The following is an 18851-nucleotide window of genomic DNA, read 5'->3' on the forward strand; positions in this document are numbered from 1 at the left end:
TTGTACGTATTTACTTATCTTTACACACTTTGGTTTTTTCACCTCGTTCTACTTAACCACCTATAAAACTAATAATCAGCCCAGTCAAAACAATCACAGTCAAAATAATATAGGTGATATCTCGCTGACGCATAAAAGCTAATAGAGAAAAAGCAACTCTAGCAACAGGAGTAGCAATTAATAACAACAATCCAAGTTGAATAATGCCACGACGACGACCTGATAATACGGAATTTGCAACTCCTTCAGGAGAGCTAAAAGCTGGAGGCTCACCGCGAAAAATTTGATAATTTGGAGCTTCCTTACCATGATAAATTAGATACAACACCCCGCCTAATAAAACGATCGCAGTAGCGAGCAGGACCCCATATCTCAATAAATTACCAACCAAAATTTCGACTTGTCTTTCACTCAAATTACGTCGAGTTTGGGACACTTTAAATCCTCCCTAGGAAGCCGTTATAAATCATTTGAATAGCTAGCAGCACAATAACTACACTAAAAATATTTCTTAAAACGCCTACTCTGGCTTTTACCAATACCCGAGCCCCGATCAATGCGCCTAAAAGTACTCCTAACATGACAGGCATTGCTAGTCCAGGATCGATGTAACCTCGTTTGAAGTATACACCCGCGCTAGCTGCTGCTGTCACCCCAATCATAAAATTACTGGTAGTAGTGGAAACCTTAAACGGAATCCGCATAAATTGATCCATCGCTAGTACCTTGAGTGCGCCAGAACCAATACCAAGTAACCCGGAAAGCACTCCGGCGACAAACATGAGACTAAATCCTACAGGAACAGCACGGACATTGTAGGCTTGTTCACCTTCAGGCGTTGGGTAAGTGCTATTTAACTTTAAACGAGTTGCTAGAGAATCAGGTGGAGTGTTATCTAAATGTTCAGAACGAGATTGACGTGAGAGGTAGGCACTATAAAGTAAAACAAATCCAAAAACTACAGCGAGTATTCTGGTGGAAACAAAAGCGGCTATAGTTGCACCTGCAATGGCTCCAAATGTTGTTGCGACTTCCAAGAACATTCCCAAGCGTAAATTAGTGTAGCCTTCTTTAACGTATGCAGAAGCAGCACCTGAAGAAGTTGCGATTACCGATACAAGAGAAGCACCTATTGCGTAACGAATGTCAACGCCAAAGACTAAAGTTAACAAGGGGACAAGTACCACTCCACCGCCTAAGCCTGTCAGCGCTCCCAAAAAGCCTGCGGTAGCAGAACTAAGCCAAACCAATAGAGTAAATTCTAAAATATTCAAGCAATCGCACCTTCGCTTTTGAATGAAACGTTGGTTCTCGAACAGCTCAATGGCAATGTTTGGATTGTATATTAAAACAATTTCCTAATTTTTCAGTGAATCAAAAAAATTATAAATTATTTATACTGAATCAGCACTAGTCATGAATAAAACTCTAACAGCACTGAGAATTAGTAGAAAAGCAAATATTTTAGTTAAAACTCCATTCGGTAAACTCGTTCCTATTTGAGCACCGAACCACCCACCAAAAATAAATCCAAGACAGAGAAGCGCGGCTACTTTTAAGTCTACATATCCCTGCTGATAGTAAGTCCATGCTGCTAATAAATCTATAGGTAGAACTAACAATGCCAATGTAGTTCCTTGCGCTTGATGCTGAGAAAATCCTAGGAAAAGAATCAAAGCAGGTAAGACGATTATTCCACCACCAATACCTGTCATACCACTAATAGTACCCGCTACCAGTCCCAAAATTAAACAAAGCCAAATGTTAGTCATGATTAAAAGTATTTCTAGAGATAGTTTTCAAATCGCGGCAATTTCTTAATTAGAAAATGATATAAAGTTGCTGAGCAACTTTATACAGCAATCCTAGATAAGTCGTAAAAAAAAACGTAGACGCGGAGCAGCTTCCCGCAGGATACCGCAAAGGACGCAAAGAAAAAAAAGAGAAGAAGAGGAGGATGTTCATATCCTATTTAGGAAGGCTGTATCTGAATGATTTGGTCAACATTAACTAGTTAGATAGCTGCTTATCTTATCTTTATGTCGTCGTAAGATACCCAAAGCCTGTTGCTCTACTTGTCGCACTCGTTCTCGACTGATACCCATGCATTGACCAATCTGTGCTAAAGACAGTTCTTTTCCATCTGTTAAACCAAAACGTAAAGTTAATATTTCCCGTTGCTGAGGAGTTAATTCTGACAATAAATTTTGAAGGTTTTGTTGGATAAATTTCTGCTCAGTGTATAATTCGGGAGAGAGTCCATCATCCTCCAACATATCCTGTAATTCTGTATCTTTTTCTGAGCCAACTCGCAATTCCAAAGAGACAGGGCGACGTGCTAAGACTAAATAATCTCGAATTTCCTTGGGGTCTAGAGATAGTGCTTGGGCGATATCAGTAGCGGTGGGAATACGACCTAATTTTTGAGCTAATTCACGTTGAATAAGTTTGATTTTATTTAATTTTTCAGTAACATGGATAGGCAAGCGGATAGTGCGTCCTTGTTGGGCGATCGCCCGTGTCATTGCCTGACGAATCCACCAATAGGCGTAAGTTGAAAACTTGTATCCTCTGCTAGGGTCATATTTCTCAACCCCTCGCTCTAAACCCAAACTTCCTTCTTGAATTAAGTCGAGAAATTCTAGGTTACGTCTTTGATATTTCTTGGCAATAGATACTACAAGCCGTAAATTAGCCTCAATCATTTTCTGCTTGGCTTGATGTCCTTGCTGGAGTTGTTGCACTAATGAGTCTTCACTAATATTTATATTTTCAGCCCATTCTATTTGTGTTGGTTGACGCTTTAATTGAATAGCTAATTTTTCTTTGACAGCAAGTAAAGCCATCATTTGTTGGACTTGCTTGCCAAAATATTTTTCTTGATCATAAGTTAACAAAGGTGTACGTCCAATTTCAAGAAGATAGATATGCACCAGATCAGCAGTCGATAAATATTTTTCATGTTTATCGCTTACTTTTATAGATTTATGAGATAGGTTTTTCATAGGTTTTTCAGGATGGCTAAATACTTGATAATTGATAGATATTTATTTTCATAATTTCTCAAATTATATACGCGCACATTTTCTCTCTGATTTTTTCCATTTTTCTTTACTTTGGTTAATCTGAAAACAGAAACAGGTTAATTGATAAATCCAATTCGGTTGAGTGGATAAAAGCGAACAATTGCTCGACCTACGATTTTATTACGGGGGACAAAACCCCAATAGTGACTGTCATAGCTATTATTGCGATTGTCTCCTAAAACTAGATAAGAATTCTCTGGTACAATTACAGGACCCCATTTATAGTCTGGTTTAGCTTCAATATAATTTTCTTTGAAAGGCGAGCCATTAATATAAACTAGTCTATTTTTGACTTCCACTTTTTCTCCTGGCAAGCCAATTATACGTTTTATGAAAGCGTCGTGATAATTCTGCGATTGTAGTGTTTTGGTTGGATTAAAAACAACAATATCATCTCGCTGAGGAGAGGTAAAGTCATAGCTAACTTTATCGATAATTAAGCGATCATTAATCTGGAGTGTTGGCTCCATAGAACCAGAAGGAATATAACGAGCTTCAGCAATAAAGGTGCGAATACCAAAGGCAAGAACTAGGCTTAAACCAACAGTTTTTATTCCTTCTATAAAAATATTTTCTTGTTTTTCTTTTTTTTGTTGAGGAATATGAGACATAGTATGAATCAAAAGTAAAAAGTATGTAAATGTGAAATTTAAATTATGTTAATTCATCAAAAATTCAGCGCTCTTTGTTTTATTCAAAAAGAGGGTTGTTTTCAGGTGATACAACGACATAAGTAAGCTAAAACTGCTATTTCTAATTTAGAATCTCAATGTGTAGGAGTTGTGTCAAACAGATGAAGAATTTTACACCTGTCAAAATAAAGTTGTAGTAGATAATTTATTCGCGAACGACTTTCGCGATCAAATCGTCCTTTTTCACAGAATGTGAAAAGTCAGAATCTAAACCTGTTGATTTTTGAATGCGTGAATTGTGCTCAAGACGCGACAAGGGGCAACTTCCCCGCGATTACCCTTTCTACAAGGGTAATCCCAGAGGCGCTGCCCCTAGCAATTAATCAAAAGATTGTGCTAATTGTATTTACTCAGCAGTTGCGAGTTCGGTACTACCGCGTGTGCGACGACGTGTGATGCTGTTGTAAAGCATGATTCCAACGGCTTTAATAAGATTGCCTTCCAACTCTTGGAACATCTTCATGTTCATGCCAAAGGCAGCGTTTGCTTCATCGACAATGCGATCGCCTGTCGCATCATCTATAGCTAGTTCATCCAAAGTTTGACGGTATTTTGCTTTGAACCCCTTCTCGTCAGGAATCTCATCAAATTCATAGAAGGCGGTTCCTCCGTCAGAAAGGTTCATCGCAGTTTGAGCAATGCCTTTGAGAATCTGTCCACCAGATAAATCCCCTAAGTATCGGGTGTAAGAGTGAGCAACTAATAGTTCTGGTTCTTTTTGAGATAGTTCCCGGATGCGTTGTACATACGCCTCACCAGCCGAAGATAGTTTGATTTGCTCGCGCCAGTTTGCCCCATAGTAGTAAGTGAGGTCTTGCTCTAAAGTTTCCTTACGGTGAAGTTGAGGAAAATTGATTTTTGAAACAATCGGATGATTGGCGTGCTTCTCCATCTCCTCTTCCATCGCTGAGTAGATGAAGTAAAAGTTAGCTACCAGCTTCCGATAGGAGTTTTTTTCTACGACTCCTTTTAAAAAACACTTGACAAAACCAACATTTTCTGCCATTGTATGGGCTTTTTTGGTTCCGACACGTAATTTTGTTGCTAAATTGCTGCTCATGCTAAATTTGCTCGACTATAAAATGTCAACTGCTGAAGCCTAATTTACGAACGGCTACACAAGCCACTAAAACGTTACAGTAGAACTATTTGATGAGAAATTATATTAAAAATGTTTAAGTTGAGACCATCTGAGATATTTGTAAGTTCCTAGTGATAAGTCTTGAGAGCAATTTTTGATGTCACCCTGTAGTTTACAATATCTTTATAAATACAAAAAAATACTTAAAAAATACTTACAACGACTTTGAGTAAAAATGAAACAATAAACAGTAAAGTGTGCCGATTGAAAGGCATTCAGCAAGAATAGTTGAATATTCTTGAATATTGTTGAAAGTGCTATTCTCCAGTGTGAGTGTGTGGGGTTTTTCTACTTATGGTTTCATACATAACTCGAACTCAAGGTACTGTCTCAGAAAATTCAACAACTAATGTTGATGAATCGGAAAACAAACTTAATGAGGGCGGTTTTGGGTTGAACTTAACATCACTTCTGGCAACACCTCTATTTGGTACAGATGGTATTCGCGGACGAGTGGGAGACTTGCTGGGTGCACCCCTAGCATTGCAAGTAGGCTTTTGGGCAGGTACTGTTTTGCGTAGTCATGCTTCCAACCCAGGACCAGTCATCCTCGGCCAAGACTCCAGAAACTCTAGTGATATGCTGGCGATGTCGTTAAGTGCAGGGTTAACAGCCGCAGGATTAGAAGTGTGGCATTTAGGACTATGTCCTACCCCCTGCGTTGCATATCTTACCAGCGTCACCGATGCCATAGGTGGGGTGATGATTTCTGCTAGCCACAACCCGCCAGAAGACAACGGCATTAAATTTTTTGGCGCGGATGGGATGAAGCTATCCCAAGCTTTGCAAACGGAAGTAGAAGCAGGAGTGCGTGGTATGGCTTCTGCAAATAGTAGTGATTGCGGACGGTATTACTCGCGCTTGGACTTAGTGGGAAGTTATGTTGAGGCCTTGAAAAAACCCCTGCACGGTGGTATGAATTTTCAGGGTATGAAAATTGTTTTAGACTTGGCATGGGGAGCAGTTGTTGGTTTAGCACCATCGGTCTTTAAGGAGATGGGGGGAGAAGTTATCTACTTACATAACGAACCAGATGGCGATCGCATCAACGTCAACTGCGGTTCCACTCACCTAGAAATTCTCCAAGCCGCCGTACAAGAACACAATGCCGATTTAGGCTTTGCTTTTGATGGTGATGCAGACCGCGTTTTGGCTGTAGACAACACTGGAAGAGCGATCAATGGAGATTACATCCTCTACCTCTGGGGACAAAACCTAAAGCAAAACCAACAACTACCAGGTGACCTGATTGTTTCCACTGTTATGGCAAACTTAGGTTTTGAGAGAGCATGGAAGCAAGTTGGTGGTCAATTCATTCGCACAGCAGTTGGTGATCAGTACGTCCAGGTCCAAATGCTGCGGACTGGAGGAATGCTTGGGGGTGAACAATCCGGTCATATCCTCTGCCGTCACTATGGTATGACTGGAGATGGCTTACTCACAGCCTTACATCTAGCTGCTTTGGTGCAACAAGCCGGCGTTCCCCTATCAGAAATGGTGACTCAAAGCTTTCAAACCTATCCGCAACTGTTGCAAAATGTCCGAGTCGAAGACAAATCCAAGCGTTTGGGATGGAAAGAATGTGAACCCCTGCAACAGGCGATCGCCCGCGCGGAAGCAGCAATGGGAGATTCTGGTAGAGTTTTAGTCCGCGCCTCTGGTACAGAGCCACTCATCCGAGTTATGGTAGAAGCCGAAGCCGCAGAACTCGTCAATTACTGGACAAATGAATTGGTGATGCAGGTTCAACAGCACTTAGTGGCTTAAAAATCAGTACTGTTCAGTTAAAGATTGTTTTGAAACATCGCCACCCCTGGTGTCCCGGCAAGACCCTCCTATATTCCTTACACCCCTAACTGTTGACTAAATAACAAAAACATTGTTTGCACCAATCCCACAACAAACCCTAAAACACCGCCTAAATTCACAATTGCCTGCAACTCATTTTTGACAATTCCTTCTATTGCTGCTTCTAAATCAGCAGGTGAAGTTGATTTGACGCGGTCAACAATCACTTGGTCAATTGCCAAAATGGGAATTGCCTGAGCTACAATTGCTTCCAAGTCTTTCTCCAAATACCGCTCTAAAACAAGAGCCAGTTCTTTACTGACTACTTCTAGTGAAGCATTCACAACAGGAGAGGAACTGAGGCGATTCACCAGCAACATAGCAACATTTTCCCAGTCAACGGAACTACCTAATCCTTGGAGTAAGTCGCTACCACGTGTTTGCGCGTAATTACGCACAGTTTCGCGTGTTGTCTTTCGCAGCTGTCGTACTGTACCTATTGGTAAACTTTCCAAAGAAAAACTTTGTAGAAGTTGCTTGAGGCGATCGCGCAGCTGTAACTGTTGAATCAATTCCTGCAAGCGAGTATTGGTAGCGTCTTTTTCATCCAAGCAGTAAGTCCGTAGGCGCGTCAAAGTATTGCGTAAACCAAATAGATTTGCCACAACCCAATAGGTACCGCTGGTTTTTTCGCGAAAACTTTCGTCAATAGTTTGAATTGTGCGATCCGTCAAGAAGTCAATAACTGCTAGTCGCAAAATCTCCGGCGGTATGACAACTTGTAACAACCAATCAGCCAGACGAATTGCTTGTTCTTCAGTTAATTGAAAATCTAGTAATATCTGGTCAAAAATTTGATTAACTTGCGCTTCTAAAAAGTCTTCCCGCCGCGCCAACACCTTCAAAAGACGCGGTAAGGATTCCCCTAACAAATCCCGTAAAATTCCCGACAATATTTTAGCAGTTTTCTGCTCTTTATCGGATTTTAGTTGGTCAATTGCCAGTCGCAAGATCCAGAGAATTGCTCCTTGGATCCGTTCTGTTTGCAACAATCGTCGCGCTAGTTTTTGCAACTCTTGGGGTGTCAATAGCGACCCCATAATTGTATCTGAGACATTCTTAGCAAGCCGTTCCTGGTTGCGGGGAATCAATCCAGGTGTAAAAGGTATCTTTCGTCCACTGATGTAAATTGCACGGTAGGGACGAAATAACATTTTGATGGCTATATCGTTGGTGAAGTAGCCAATAATTCCACCCACTATTGGGGGAGAGACATAAAGCCAAAGATGAGACCAATCCAAAGTCATTAGTCATTAGTTATTAGGAGCCACTGCGTTGCGGAGGTTGCCTCCGTTGTAGCAAGTGGCGTTCATTAGTCATTAGTCATTAGCATTAGAAGCAAAGTACTAATAACTAATCATTAACAACTAAGCTTTCGTTATTACTAGCATTCCCATCATATCGTTTGCAACAGGGTAATGTGTTGCTGCTGCAAAACGAACTTTTTGGAGCTATCTCTATAAATTTCCTGTAAACTTGAATTTGGATTAGTGTTTATTTTGTTGTTTCATCGCGACTTTGCGTCATTCATAGCCAATGGTAGCGCTTCCTGCTGGAGCTTCATCATGAGCAGACACTGCGCGTAGGGCGATCGCTATCACTTCAGCAGACAAATCAAGAAATTTAAGTTCATTTTCGCTCAAAGTCTGGGGTTGTTGCCACTGTAGTGATAACACCGCCAATACTTCTTGGCGATAGGTTATCGGAATAACCAGATGTGCTTGAACTTTGTTATCTGAGTAGTGAGCAACACTAAGTAACTTTTGGTCATTAAGTACATTGAGCGAGACTTGTATTTCGTGAGTGATGATACGCTGTGCATCAAGCCTTGGGCTTATCGCCTCAATTGTGAGTGGATCTTGAGCGAGCCAGTTTTTCACTTTACCTGTCGTACTGTAAGTTCCTTGATTTGCAACCAGGGCATTATCCTCTACTAACTGCAATATACAGTTATGAGTTGCAAAATTTTCACCAAATGCCTTAGCGATGGAGTTGAGAGTTGTTTCCAAACAAGTATATTCTTGAGTAACCTGCACTAAAACACTAAGTAGTGCTATTTGAGCATGAGCACGTTGCAATTCTTCTGTACGTTGCTTGAGCAAATCGTAAGTTTGGGCTGCTTGTTGGACAACTGCCTTCAATTGCCCTGGATCCCAAGGCTTGGTGATAAACTTATAAACCTGTCCTGTATTAATCGCCTCTACTAAGTCTTGAACATCAGTAAAACCTGTAAGGATAATTCTTAGGGTATCTGGAAACTGAGGCACAGTTTTACTTAGAAACTCAGTTCCCTTCATTTGGGGCATTCGTTGATCGGATATAATTACAGCTACTTCCCCTTCAGTTGCTAAGATTTGCAGAGCCTTCATACCACTGTCTGCTTTCAAGACATGAAAATCGCGGCGGAAGGTGCGGTAAAGTAAATCGAGATTATCTTGTTCGTCATCAACTACCAAAATTTTTTGCTTTTTTGGTTTTTCTATAGTCAGTAATGGATGGCGAATCTTATCCAGTTCAGGAGTTTGATTATCCATAAAAACTTTTTAAATCCTTCTCGGACACTTTTGTTATATTTCATACCAGCTTCGCTTGGAAACATCATACAAGCAGAAGCAGTAGATACCCGGATTATTTGTGAAGAAATTGACTATCTAAATCTTTTTTACTTATTTATACGAAAAAAATTAGGCGACTAATTTTGATTTGTCAGTGTAAAAACGTAATTCAAAAAACAAAAAATAATTGGCAATAAGATGTAAGCAATAAGATTGTAAAACTTCACTTGCTGAATCGATAGAAGTACTCAGCTATAGGAAAGATAAAGAAACATCGGTTGAGCGTATGAGGACGGAGGCGATTAAAATCGCCGTTTTTGGTAAAATGCAACAAGCAATGAACTGCTCTCCCTTGAAGCCGTAGAGAGCGAAGCGAGTACCGTGTTTCCTCCGTGGTCTTTTGACGCACGGTTTCCACACTCCCGGAAAATCATCATGACTGACCTACCACCCAATACTCAAAATTCGGATAATAGTGAAATCGCACAAGAATTGGTGCGAAAGCTCAGACAAAAGCAAGGCACCTGGGTGGAATGGGGAATTGCGATCGCCCAACTGCAAAAACTTGGTTATGATCCCCAAGCCATCTTTGAAGGAACTGGATTTGAGCCGATACAACAAAATCAAGTCGTTGTTGGCGCTCAAGTGTACAATTCCATAGAAAAGGTTGGTGCATCCCAAGCAGCGCGATCGCATTACTCAACACGAGGTAGTGATGTTTTGTACGAACTACGCCTACTCACTCAAGAAGAACGCGCAGCAGCTGCAGAACTCACCTTCCAGCACAAACTTGACATTGATGAGGCGCGGGAAGTCGCCAAAGCAGTGAAGGATTTCTCTCGCTTTGGTACCCTACCAGAGGGGTTTGAAAGTCATCCGGGAGATGCAGTCGCATATCATTCTTGGAAACTCGCCCGCCAAAACTCAGACTTACAAGAACGCTCCCGACTCATAGCAAAAGGTTTGCGTTTTGCTCACTCACAAACAGCAAGGAAACAAATCGAACAATTATTAACAGATTTTACGGTAGTCCCCAAACGTCCCGCTCCCTTGTTGCCCTTTTATCGCCTGGATTCAGAGGAAGAATTACCGCGTATAATACCAGTTGTGGGTGAGTTGCCATTAACACCACAAGAATTGAAAGCAGTACCCATAGTAGAAGGTATAGAACCATTTGGTATAGTCAAGTTTGCTGGAGAGCAAGCTTGGGTACCGTTACCAGGTTGGCAGATTTTGTTGAGTGCAGAAGATCCAGTGGTGATTTTGTGCAAGAGCGATCGCTTTCCCAACCAAACACAAAGTCATTCACAAGTGTTAGTTGTTGTAGATCGGCAAGAGCGAGAGTGGGACTCTAACAGTTACTTCGTGGTTGATAATTCTGGTGAATTAGATTTCCAGTGGTTTGAAACAGCACCGGAAATTCCCATACTTGGGAAAATTATTGTGATTCTCCGACCAAAGAAGATTTTGGATGAAAATGTGACCAAAGACTTTTGGCAGATAGACGAGTAGATATTGGCTATTAAGCTGTGAGCAAGTGAAATTCTGAAAAAAACAGGACTTCCTTCACCTACTCGTGTTCGTTTTAGCTCCTACAGCTTCTATAGCTTCTTTACCAACAAAAACCCCAACTGACACGAGCAATCAGTTGGAGTCAATGGGAAAAATATTGAATTAGCCTTTATTTCGCGCAAAAACACTTAATTACTGAATGGTGAATCCTTGGGGTCTTATTGAGTCTTCCAAATCAGCCCCTTGTAGGTTTGCCCCTACTATATTTGCATCTGTGAGATTTGCTTTCTCTAAGTCCGCATCAAAGAGGTTTGCTCTCTCTAAGTTTGCTCCTATTATATTTGTCTTACCTAAATCAGCTCCTTGCAGGTTAGCACCAGCCAGGTTAGTTCCCTGTAAGTTTGCTCTTTCTAAATCAGCACCTTGCAAGTTCGCATTCTCTAAGTTTGCAGCTTGCAGGTTTGTATCTTTGAGCTTTGCTCCAATAAGGTTGCACCCTACGCATTCGTTGGTTTGTAGTAAATGCCTAACATTTGCGGCTACTGATGTTATGGGAGCAGGTGTAGATTGCGTGGTTATAGATGGTGTTTGTGATTGAGCACTCGCATTGGGCTGGTTAAGCAGAGAAAATGCGACTACAAGAACTAAAAATACTGTGGTTACGAGGCAGTTAGTTAATTTTTTTGAGTTTGATTTTTTCACTAGACTTCGGCGGCTTTACTTCTATGAAGCCGCCACTAAAGTACTTGATGTTTTCACTTTAAATAAATTCATTGATAGAATCAAATATTATTTTTATTCCAATTTATAAATTCAACTAATCAAATGATGAAATACAAAAAAAAGGTAGAGCGGTTGGATGCTCTACCTTTGTTTTATCAGAAGAATAAAGAAATATTAAGTCTTCTTTGTTTCTATTCAACGACAGGGGTCAACAATTCCCGGCGCTGTTCAGCTCTGACAACCACATTACCAGTGTCATCGACATCAACAATGGCTGTATCACCATCTTTAATGCGACCAGACAGAATCTCTTCGGCAAGGCTATCTTCTAACAGCCGCATAATTGCCCGACGTAATGGTCTTGCGCCGTAGCTGGGGCTATAGCCTTCTTCGATCAGACGGTTGTTGAATCTATCGGTAACTTCCAGTGTGATGCCTTTTTCTGTCAGGCGACCAAACACTTCCTTGAGCATGATAGTAGCGATTTGAGATACTTCTTCTTTGCTCAATTGACGGAAGACGATGATTTCATCCAGTCGGTTGAGGAACTCAGGACGGAAGTATTGCTTGAGTTCTTCGTTAACCAAGGATTTAATCCGGTTGTACTGCGCTTCTGTTTGGTTTTCAGCGACATCAAAGCCGAAGCCGCTACCACTCTTCTCGATCACCTTGGAACCGATGTTGGAAGTCAAAATCAGTAAGGTGTTCTTGAAGTCTACAGTGCGACCTTTTGCATCGGTTAAGCGACCGTCTTCTAAAATTTGCAATAGCATATTAAAGACGTCAGGGTGTGCTTTTTCGATTTCGTCGAATAGCACGACAGTGTAAGGACGACGGCGCACGGCTTCGGTCAGTTGACCGCCTTCGTTATATCCGACATAACCAGGAGGCGAACCAATCAGCTTGCTGACGGTATGGCGCTCCATGTATTCCGACATATCTAGGCGAATCATCGCTTCTTCGGAACCGAAGAAGTAAGAAGCCAAAGCTTTTGCTAACTCGGTTTTACCTACACCTGTTGGACCAGAGAAAATGAAGCTAGCAATGGGTCGATTGGGATTCTTCAAACCGACACGAGCGCGACGAATTGCACGTGAAACTGCTTTGACAGCATCTTCTTGACCAATCAAGCGTTGATGCAGGGTGTCTTCCATGTGGAGCAGCTTCTCGGATTCAGATTCGGTGAGTTTGTTCACCGGAACTCCAGTCCAGGAAGCGACAATGTGAGCAATGTCTTCTTCCGTAACGACAGGTTCGTCACCTTCAGTGCGGGTAGAATTCGTCTTGCTTTGAGCAATAGCGCGAATTTCGGCTTTGATTTCCATCTCGCGATCGCGCAACTCCCCAGCTCTATCAAAGTCTTGAGCGCGAACTGCATCGTCTTTTTCTTTCAAAATCTGACGCAGTTCTTTGTCCAATTCTTTAGCTGCAGGGGGTAATTGCGAGTTAATCAAGCGAACCCGACTTCCGGCTTCGTCAATCAAGTCGATTGCTTTATCTGGAAGGTAACGGTCACTGATATATCTATCAGATAACTTCGCCGCTGCAAGCAAAGCTTCATCGGAGATTTTCAGCTTGTGGTGCTGTTCGTAGCGTTCGCGCAGTCCATAGAGAATCTCAATCGTTTCGTCTACTGACGGTTCACCCACCATCACTGGCTGGAAGCGACGCTCTAGGGCTGCATCCCGCTCGATGTGTTTGCGGTATTCATCTAGAGTTGTGGCTCCGATGCACTGCAATTCACCTCGCGCCAAGGCGGGTTTGAGGATATTTGCTGCATCGATTGCGCCTTCTGCCGCACCTGCACCAATTAAGGTGTGGACTTCGTCAATCACGAGGACGACATTACCTGCCTGACGAATTTCATCCATGATTTTCTTCAGGCGCTCTTCAAATTCACCCCGGTACTTGGTTCCGGCGACAAGTAAACCGATATCCAGGGTTACCACACGCTTGTCTTCCAAGATGTCAGGGACATCTTTATTAGCAATGCGTTGTGCTAAGCCTTCGGCGATCGCGGTTTTACCTACCCCTGGTTCCCCAATCAGGACAGGATTATTTTTTGTCCGGCGACCCAAAATCTGGATCACGCGTTCAATTTCTTTGGCGCGTCCTACTACAGGATCGAGTTTGCCGTCTGCTGCCATTTGGGTCAGATTTGAGCCAAACTCGTCCAATGTTGGGGTTTTGTTTCCACGTGGTTGACCACCAGCGCTTACCTCAGCTGTTTCTCCCAGCATTCGGATCACTTGGGTTCTGACCTTAGAAAGATCAACTCCTAGGTTTTCTAGGACTCTGGCTGCTACACCTTCCCCTTCTCGGATTAAGCCCAATAGCAGATGCTCGGTGCCAATGTAGTTATGCCCTAATTGGCGCGCTTCTTCCAAGGATAGTTCCAGAACCCGCTTTGCCCGTGGCGTAAACGGAATTTCCACAGCGACAAAGCCAGAGCCTCGACCTATGATTTTTTCTACTTCAATCCGAGCGTCTTTGAGATTGACACCCATAGACTTCAGTACCTTAGCCGCAACTCCGGTACCTTCTCCAATCAGACCCAAGAGGATCTGCTCGGTACCTACGAAATTATGCCCAAGACGGCGAGCTTCTTCTTGGGCTAGCATAATTACCTTTATGGCTTTTTCTGTGAAGCGTTCAAACATATGGCATTCATCCCATCACCTGCGTCGTGCCGGTACGCTGATTTTAGCACAGGCTAAGATTGCGGATGCTTGTATAAACAAATAGACATCCGACATGACTTGACCCAGGTTGGTGGGGCAATTGCTAATTTTTCATGACTTTTATTTAATTTTCTTTACTTTTCTACGGTCAGTGTGCTGAGGAGCGTAATCTTGTTTACCTTTTCAGGCTTGACCACGGACACTTAGTGGCTGGATTGAAAAGTTTTTTATTCAATCCCAAATAACACCTAATATCATATTCTCAATCTCATCTCAAGCTTTTTTGGAACTTTATGAGAATTTCTTATAGATAAATTAGAAATAAGACAGAAAATTTCATCAAACAAGCCATGTAAGAAACGGATGATGACTAATTTATGATTAAGACGCCTTTGTCAAGCGATCGTTAATGATTGTATTCCAGTCGTGTAAAGTTTTCTGAAATTGTGGCTGTTGCAAATTTCCAAGCCAAAATACCAGCGCATCTTCATCATTGTAATAGCGCCGCCGCCGACCAGCTATTTTAAAGCCAAATTTTTGATATAAGGAAATAGCTGCTGAGTTAGAAGCTCGCACTTCAAGGGTCGCTCGCTCCAAACCGCGTTTGCAAGCGCTCTTGAGCACAGAATACAAAAGAACCTGTCCAAAGCCTTGACGGTGGTATTGAGGATGAACCGCCAAGATAGTGATGTGAGCTTCATCTAAAATTGACCAAAAACAACTTATCCCCAGTAGCCTGACAGAAGAGGCAGGGGACAGGGGGCAGGGAGTAAGGGAGAAAGAAGAATTTTTGAAAACTAGAAGTTCTTCTGTACTCCTGCTGTCAGTGGTGCCCCCAAATTCATTTGTGGAACAACCCCAATTCCCCTGATCATTCATGGGAGTATATTCATTTGTGGAGTCTTCTCTCCTTGCTCCCTTCTCGTGGGCTTCTGTTACAACAGAGACACCGGAGAACAAACCGAGTAAATCACTGTTAGGGCTATCTAACTCGCGTTGGTAGCCTTCGAGAGTCCATAAACCACCGAAGCAGATTTGGTCTAATTCCAGCACTGCACTCAAATCTGCTTCAGTCAGGTGTTTGATTTCTAATTCTAATTTGCTCACACTTATTCGTAAAAGTACAACGCCTTTGTAAACTGGGAAGCGGAGGAATTTGTCACGCCTATAATTTTAGAGAAGGACAACTGTTATAGTTATGGTATCGACACACCCTGCTGGGGTTCAACATTCTGGTAATCAGTATTTACCACAAGCAAACGCTCAAAACATAAGTCTTTCACCAAATCAGCAACTTCTGCCGTTAACAGGCACAGTTAACAATCATGATCATCTCGAAATTGGCGGTTGTGATGTCACAACCCTAGTGGAACAATTTGGTTCACCGCTATATATTTTAGATGAGCAAACCCTGCGAACAGCTTGCCATCAGTATCAAGATAGCTTCAAGCGTTACTACAAGGGTGAATCTCAGGTTCTGTATGCTTCCAAGGCGTGGAGTTGTATTTCTGTTTGCGCGATCGCACACGATGCTGGTTTAGGAATAGATGTCGTCTCTGGGGGTGAACTCTATACAGCCCTGAGTGCGGGTGTCAGTCCCGATAAAATTTATTTCCACGGCAATAATAAATCCCACCAAGAACTGACTTTTGCCATAGAGTCTGGCTGTATCATTGTAGTAGATAACTGGTATGAGTTACGTACTTTGGTGGAGATAGCGAAGCAAGGAGGAGAAGTCACTTCCTCATCTCCTATCCGCATCATGTTGCGATTAACACCAGGTATTGAATGTCATACACATGAATATATTCGCACGGGACATTTGGATAGTAAATTTGGCTTTGATCCCAATCAACTAGATGAATTGTTTACTTTTGTAAGTCAACAATCTGTAGTTAACTGTCTAGGATTACATGCTCACATAGGTTCCCAAATTTTTGAACGCCAACCGCATCAAGATTTAGCTGCGGTAATGGTGCAGTGGTTAAATAAAGCTGCTGGATATGGTTTATCGATCAAAGAGTTAAATGTGGGAGGCGGCTTAGGAATTAAGTATACAGAATCGGATGATCCACCTAGCATTGAAGAGTGGGTGAAACCGATTTGTGAAGTTATTCAACAAGCAAGTGAAGCAAACAATTTGCCTTTGCCCAAATTATTATCTGAACCAGGGCGTTCACTGATTGGAACAGCTTGTGTAACAGCATACTCTATTGGATCATCCAAAGTTATTCCAGAAATACGTACCTACGTAGCAGTTGATGGGGGAATGTCTGATAATCCACGCCCAATCACATACCAGTCTGTCTATCGCGCAGTCGTTGCTAACCGAATGTCTGCTCCACTTACAGAAACTGTAACAATAGCTGGCAAACACTGTGAATCTGGGGATATTCTAATAAAAGATGCCCAAGTGCCAAAAACTGAATCTGGGGATATTCTTGTAGTTCTTGCCACTGGTGCTTACAATTACAGTATGGCATCTAACTACAACCGCTTGCCCCGACCGGCAGCTGTTATAGTAGCGAATGGCGAAGCAAATTTGATTTTGCGACGTGAAACTTATCAGGATTTAATTCGACAGGACTGCCTACCGCAAAGACTTAAAAGCTAGTTATTAGGAGCCACTGCGTCCTTGGAGGTTTTCTCCAAAGATCGCCGTGGTATTAGGCAGTGCGCCCTTGCGGATTTTCTGACAGTCGCGCAACTGCCCTAGCCGCAAGTGCACGCCAAAAGCATAAGCACAAGCGTCCTTTCGCGTAGCGTGTTAACTCCTGCTAGAGGAGGCACGTGAACACAGAAGCAATGCTTAGAAGCAAAGCCCGTGCCAGTAGACTGTAGAAGGCACGCAAGTGGCGTTTATTAATTAATCACGCTATGAGCTGTTAACTGTTGACTTACTTTATTAGAGGCAAAAGGTTAAATCCAGAGTCATGGGAGATTGGTGGACGCAATGGCTGACAAACCTAGGAAGGTCACAGTCCTTGCTGATTGGGACTCTGGATATTGGGTTAGTACTAGCGCTCACGTACATGATACTTATTATTATTAGTGAGCGCCGAACATTGTGGATGGTTAGAGGATTTATTGTTCTGATGCTCGCATCAGCAATCAGCAGCAGATTGCATCTACTACTGCTGAACTTTGTACTGGAAAAGTTAGTAATTGGCTGTGCTGTGGCAATGGCGGTTGCTCTCCAATCAGAGTTCCGACGATTTTTGGAACAATTAGGACGTGGTGAATTCCAGCAGTTGTTTCAACCGTCCCGTCTGGCGGTTCCCAAATACAATAGTGTCATTGATGAAATTGTTGATGCTGTTAGAGAACTGTCAAAAAATCGAATTGGAGCTTTGCTCATTTTGGAAACCACTGGTCCTATGGATGAGCGGGATTTTTCTGTGCCAGGAGTAAAGCTGAATGCCGAAGTGTCAAAAGAACTTATACAGACAATTTTTCAGCCGAAAACTTTATTACACGATGGGGCGACGTTAATTCGTGGCTCACGGATTGTGGCATCAGGTATAATTTTACCGCTATCGGGACGCACAGCCTCACGTCAGTTGGGAACACGCCACCGAGCGGCGATGGGAATTACTGAGCGGGTCGAAAATTGCATTTGTGTCGTTGTATCAGAAGAAACGGGTTCTATTTCCTTAGCGGAACGAGGAACCTTAAATAGACCGCTGACCATCACAAAGCTCAAAGAGTCTCTCGATACTCGCTTTTCCCCAAATGTGGATCGGGAACCTGGTGCTCCTGGTTTGTTAAGTTTGGGTCGTCAAATTCGTAGTAAGGTACTAGCACTCATTTCACGTTTACTCGGATTACCATCGACCGCTTCGCGACGAGATAAAAAATGACAGCACAACACACTGAACTACGAGATTTGCCCTCTGACTTGAAACAAGAATTCTTGCCCAGACACGTTGCAGTCATTATGGATGGCAATGGTCGATGGGCTAAGCGTCAAGGTCTTCCCCGGATTATGGGTCATAAAGCTGGTGTAGATGCGCTGAAAAATTTACTACGTTGTTGTGATGATTGGGGAATTGGGGCGCTAACAGCTTATGCTTTTTCAACTGAGAACTGGGGAAGACCGACCGAAGAAGTCGATTTTTTGATGACTTTATTTCAGCGAGTTTTGCGCCAAGAACTGCGGGAAATGATGAAGGAGAATGTTCAAATTAGATTTGTGGGTAATTTGAGCGTTTTACCTGTTGGGCTTCAAAAAGAAATCTCTCATTCAATGGAAGAAACAAGAAACAATCACGGTATAAAATTCACAGTCGCAACCAATTACGGAGGTAGACAGGAGATTTTACAGGCGTGCCGTACAATAGCTCAGAAAGCACAGCAAGGTTTGCTTCAACCAGATGAAATTGATGAGGCAACATTTGAACGTCACCTCTACACAGAAGGCGTTTGTGACCCAGATTTATTAATTCGTACAAGTGGGGAAATGCGGATCTCGAATTTCCTTCTCTGGCAAATCGCTTATGCAGAAATTTATATAACAGAAGCTTTGTGGCCTGATTTTAACCGCAATGAATTTTATCGCGCCCTATGCGCTTATCAGCAACGAGAGCGTAGGTTTGGCAAAGTGTGAGAAGAGG

General features: G+C 42.5%; 16 protein-coding genes and 1 pseudogene. 5 read left to right on the forward strand and 12 right to left on the reverse strand.

Features of this window, described 5'->3' with window-relative positions; genetic code table 11:
- Nucleotides 1–52: 52 nt before the first annotated feature.
- The 6 genes from AC5JM2_RS10220 to AC5JM2_RS10245 all read right to left on the reverse strand — a co-directional run bounded on the left by AC5JM2_RS10220 (nucleotide 53) and on the right by AC5JM2_RS10245 (nucleotide 4838).
- Nucleotides 53–436: a DUF1634 domain-containing protein gene (locus AC5JM2_RS10220; protein ID WP_210612655.1), complete on the reverse strand. Its 384-nt coding sequence runs from the start codon at nucleotides 434–436 to the stop codon at nucleotides 53–55.
- A 1-nt stretch (nucleotide 437) separates the two neighbouring features.
- Nucleotides 438–1274 carry a sulfite exporter TauE/SafE family protein gene (locus AC5JM2_RS10225; protein ID WP_495834779.1) on the reverse strand — a complete coding sequence of 279 codons (837 nt, stop codon included), beginning with the start codon at nucleotides 1272–1274 and terminating at the stop codon, nucleotides 438–440.
- Nucleotides 1275–1394: 120 nt separating this feature from the next.
- Complete coding sequence (locus AC5JM2_RS10230; protein WP_495834780.1) at nucleotides 1395–1772, reverse strand: sulfite exporter TauE/SafE family protein; 378 nt, start codon at nucleotides 1770–1772, stop codon at nucleotides 1395–1397.
- Between the two features lie 234 nt (nucleotides 1773–2006).
- The gene (locus AC5JM2_RS10235) at nucleotides 2007–3005 is read right to left on the reverse strand and encodes an RNA polymerase sigma factor, RpoD/SigA family (protein ID WP_495834781.1); all 999 of its coding nucleotides are present in this window, start codon (nucleotides 3003–3005) and stop codon (nucleotides 2007–2009) included.
- A gap of 137 nt (nucleotides 3006–3142) precedes the next feature.
- Nucleotides 3143–3697: a signal peptidase I gene (gene lepB / locus AC5JM2_RS10240; RefSeq protein ID WP_495834782.1), complete on the reverse strand. Its 555-nt coding sequence runs from the start codon at nucleotides 3695–3697 to the stop codon at nucleotides 3143–3145.
- A 427-nt stretch (nucleotides 3698–4124) separates the two neighbouring features.
- Nucleotides 4125–4838: a biliverdin-producing heme oxygenase gene (locus AC5JM2_RS10245; protein ID WP_495834783.1), complete on the reverse strand. Its 714-nt coding sequence runs from the start codon at nucleotides 4836–4838 to the stop codon at nucleotides 4125–4127.
- Between the two features lie 375 nt (nucleotides 4839–5213).
- Here AC5JM2_RS10245 and glmM point away from each other — a divergent pair, with 375 nt between their 5' ends.
- Nucleotides 5214–6686 (forward strand): phosphoglucosamine mutase, encoded by a 1473-nt coding sequence (glmM, locus tag AC5JM2_RS10250; RefSeq protein ID WP_495834784.1) that lies wholly within the window; start codon nucleotides 5214–5216, stop codon nucleotides 6684–6686.
- A 77-nt stretch (nucleotides 6687–6763) separates the two neighbouring features.
- On the opposite strand, the gene AC5JM2_RS10255 is transcribed toward glmM, so the two are convergent.
- Together AC5JM2_RS10255 and AC5JM2_RS10260 are read right to left on the reverse strand one after the other, a co-directional pair.
- On the reverse strand, nucleotides 6764–8008 hold the full coding sequence (locus tag AC5JM2_RS10255) for a DUF445 domain-containing protein (protein WP_495834811.1): 1245 nt from the start codon (nucleotides 8006–8008) through the stop codon (nucleotides 6764–6766).
- A 282-nt stretch (nucleotides 8009–8290) separates the two neighbouring features.
- Entirely contained in the window at nucleotides 8291–9301 is a 1011-nt protein-coding gene (locus AC5JM2_RS10260) for a response regulator (protein ID WP_495834785.1), read from the reverse strand.
- 456 nt (nucleotides 9302–9757) lie between these two features.
- Here AC5JM2_RS10260 and AC5JM2_RS10265 point away from each other — a divergent pair, with 456 nt between their 5' ends.
- On the forward strand, nucleotides 9758–10834 hold the full coding sequence (locus AC5JM2_RS10265) for a RuBisCO accumulation factor 1 (protein ID WP_495834786.1): 1077 nt from the start codon (nucleotides 9758–9760) through the stop codon (nucleotides 10832–10834).
- Nucleotides 10835–11026: 192 nt separating this feature from the next.
- Here AC5JM2_RS10265 and AC5JM2_RS10270 read toward each other — a convergent pair whose 3' ends face one another.
- The 4 genes and pseudogenes from AC5JM2_RS10270 to AC5JM2_RS10285 all read right to left on the reverse strand — a co-directional run.
- A complete protein-coding gene (locus tag AC5JM2_RS10270) occupies nucleotides 11027–11536 on the reverse strand; it encodes a pentapeptide repeat-containing protein (RefSeq protein ID WP_495834787.1) in 510 nt (169 codons plus the stop codon).
- A 212-nt stretch (nucleotides 11537–11748) separates the two neighbouring features.
- A complete protein-coding gene (locus AC5JM2_RS10275) occupies nucleotides 11749–14217 on the reverse strand; it encodes an ATP-dependent Clp protease ATP-binding subunit (protein WP_495834788.1) in 2469 nt (822 codons plus the stop codon).
- 402 nt (nucleotides 14218–14619) lie between these two features.
- Entirely contained in the window at nucleotides 14620–15117 is a 498-nt protein-coding gene (gene rimI, locus AC5JM2_RS10280) for a ribosomal protein S18-alanine N-acetyltransferase (RefSeq protein WP_495834812.1), read from the reverse strand.
- A 75-nt stretch (nucleotides 15118–15192) separates the two neighbouring features.
- A pseudogene (locus AC5JM2_RS10285) lies at nucleotides 15193–15345 on the reverse strand (ribosomal-protein-alanine N-acetyltransferase RimI); the annotation flags it as partial.
- Nucleotides 15346–15436: 91 nt separating this feature from the next.
- Here AC5JM2_RS10285 and lysA point away from each other — a divergent pair.
- From lysA to uppS, 3 genes are all read left to right on the forward strand, one after another.
- Entirely contained in the window at nucleotides 15437–16852 is a 1416-nt protein-coding gene (gene lysA / locus AC5JM2_RS10290; protein WP_495834789.1) for a diaminopimelate decarboxylase, read from the forward strand.
- 319 nt (nucleotides 16853–17171) lie between these two features.
- Nucleotides 17172–18098, forward strand: a complete 927-nt coding sequence (gene cdaA / locus AC5JM2_RS10295) for a diadenylate cyclase CdaA (RefSeq protein ID WP_495834790.1) — start codon at nucleotides 17172–17174, stop codon at nucleotides 18096–18098.
- Complete coding sequence (gene uppS, locus AC5JM2_RS10300) at nucleotides 18095–18844, forward strand: undecaprenyl pyrophosphate synthase (RefSeq protein ID WP_495834791.1); 750 nt, start codon at nucleotides 18095–18097, stop codon at nucleotides 18842–18844. The genes cdaA and uppS overlap by 4 nt, the downstream gene beginning before the upstream one ends.
- Nucleotides 18845–18851: the final 7 nt, after the last annotated feature.

Source organism: Brasilonema angustatum, assembly GCF_059505445.1.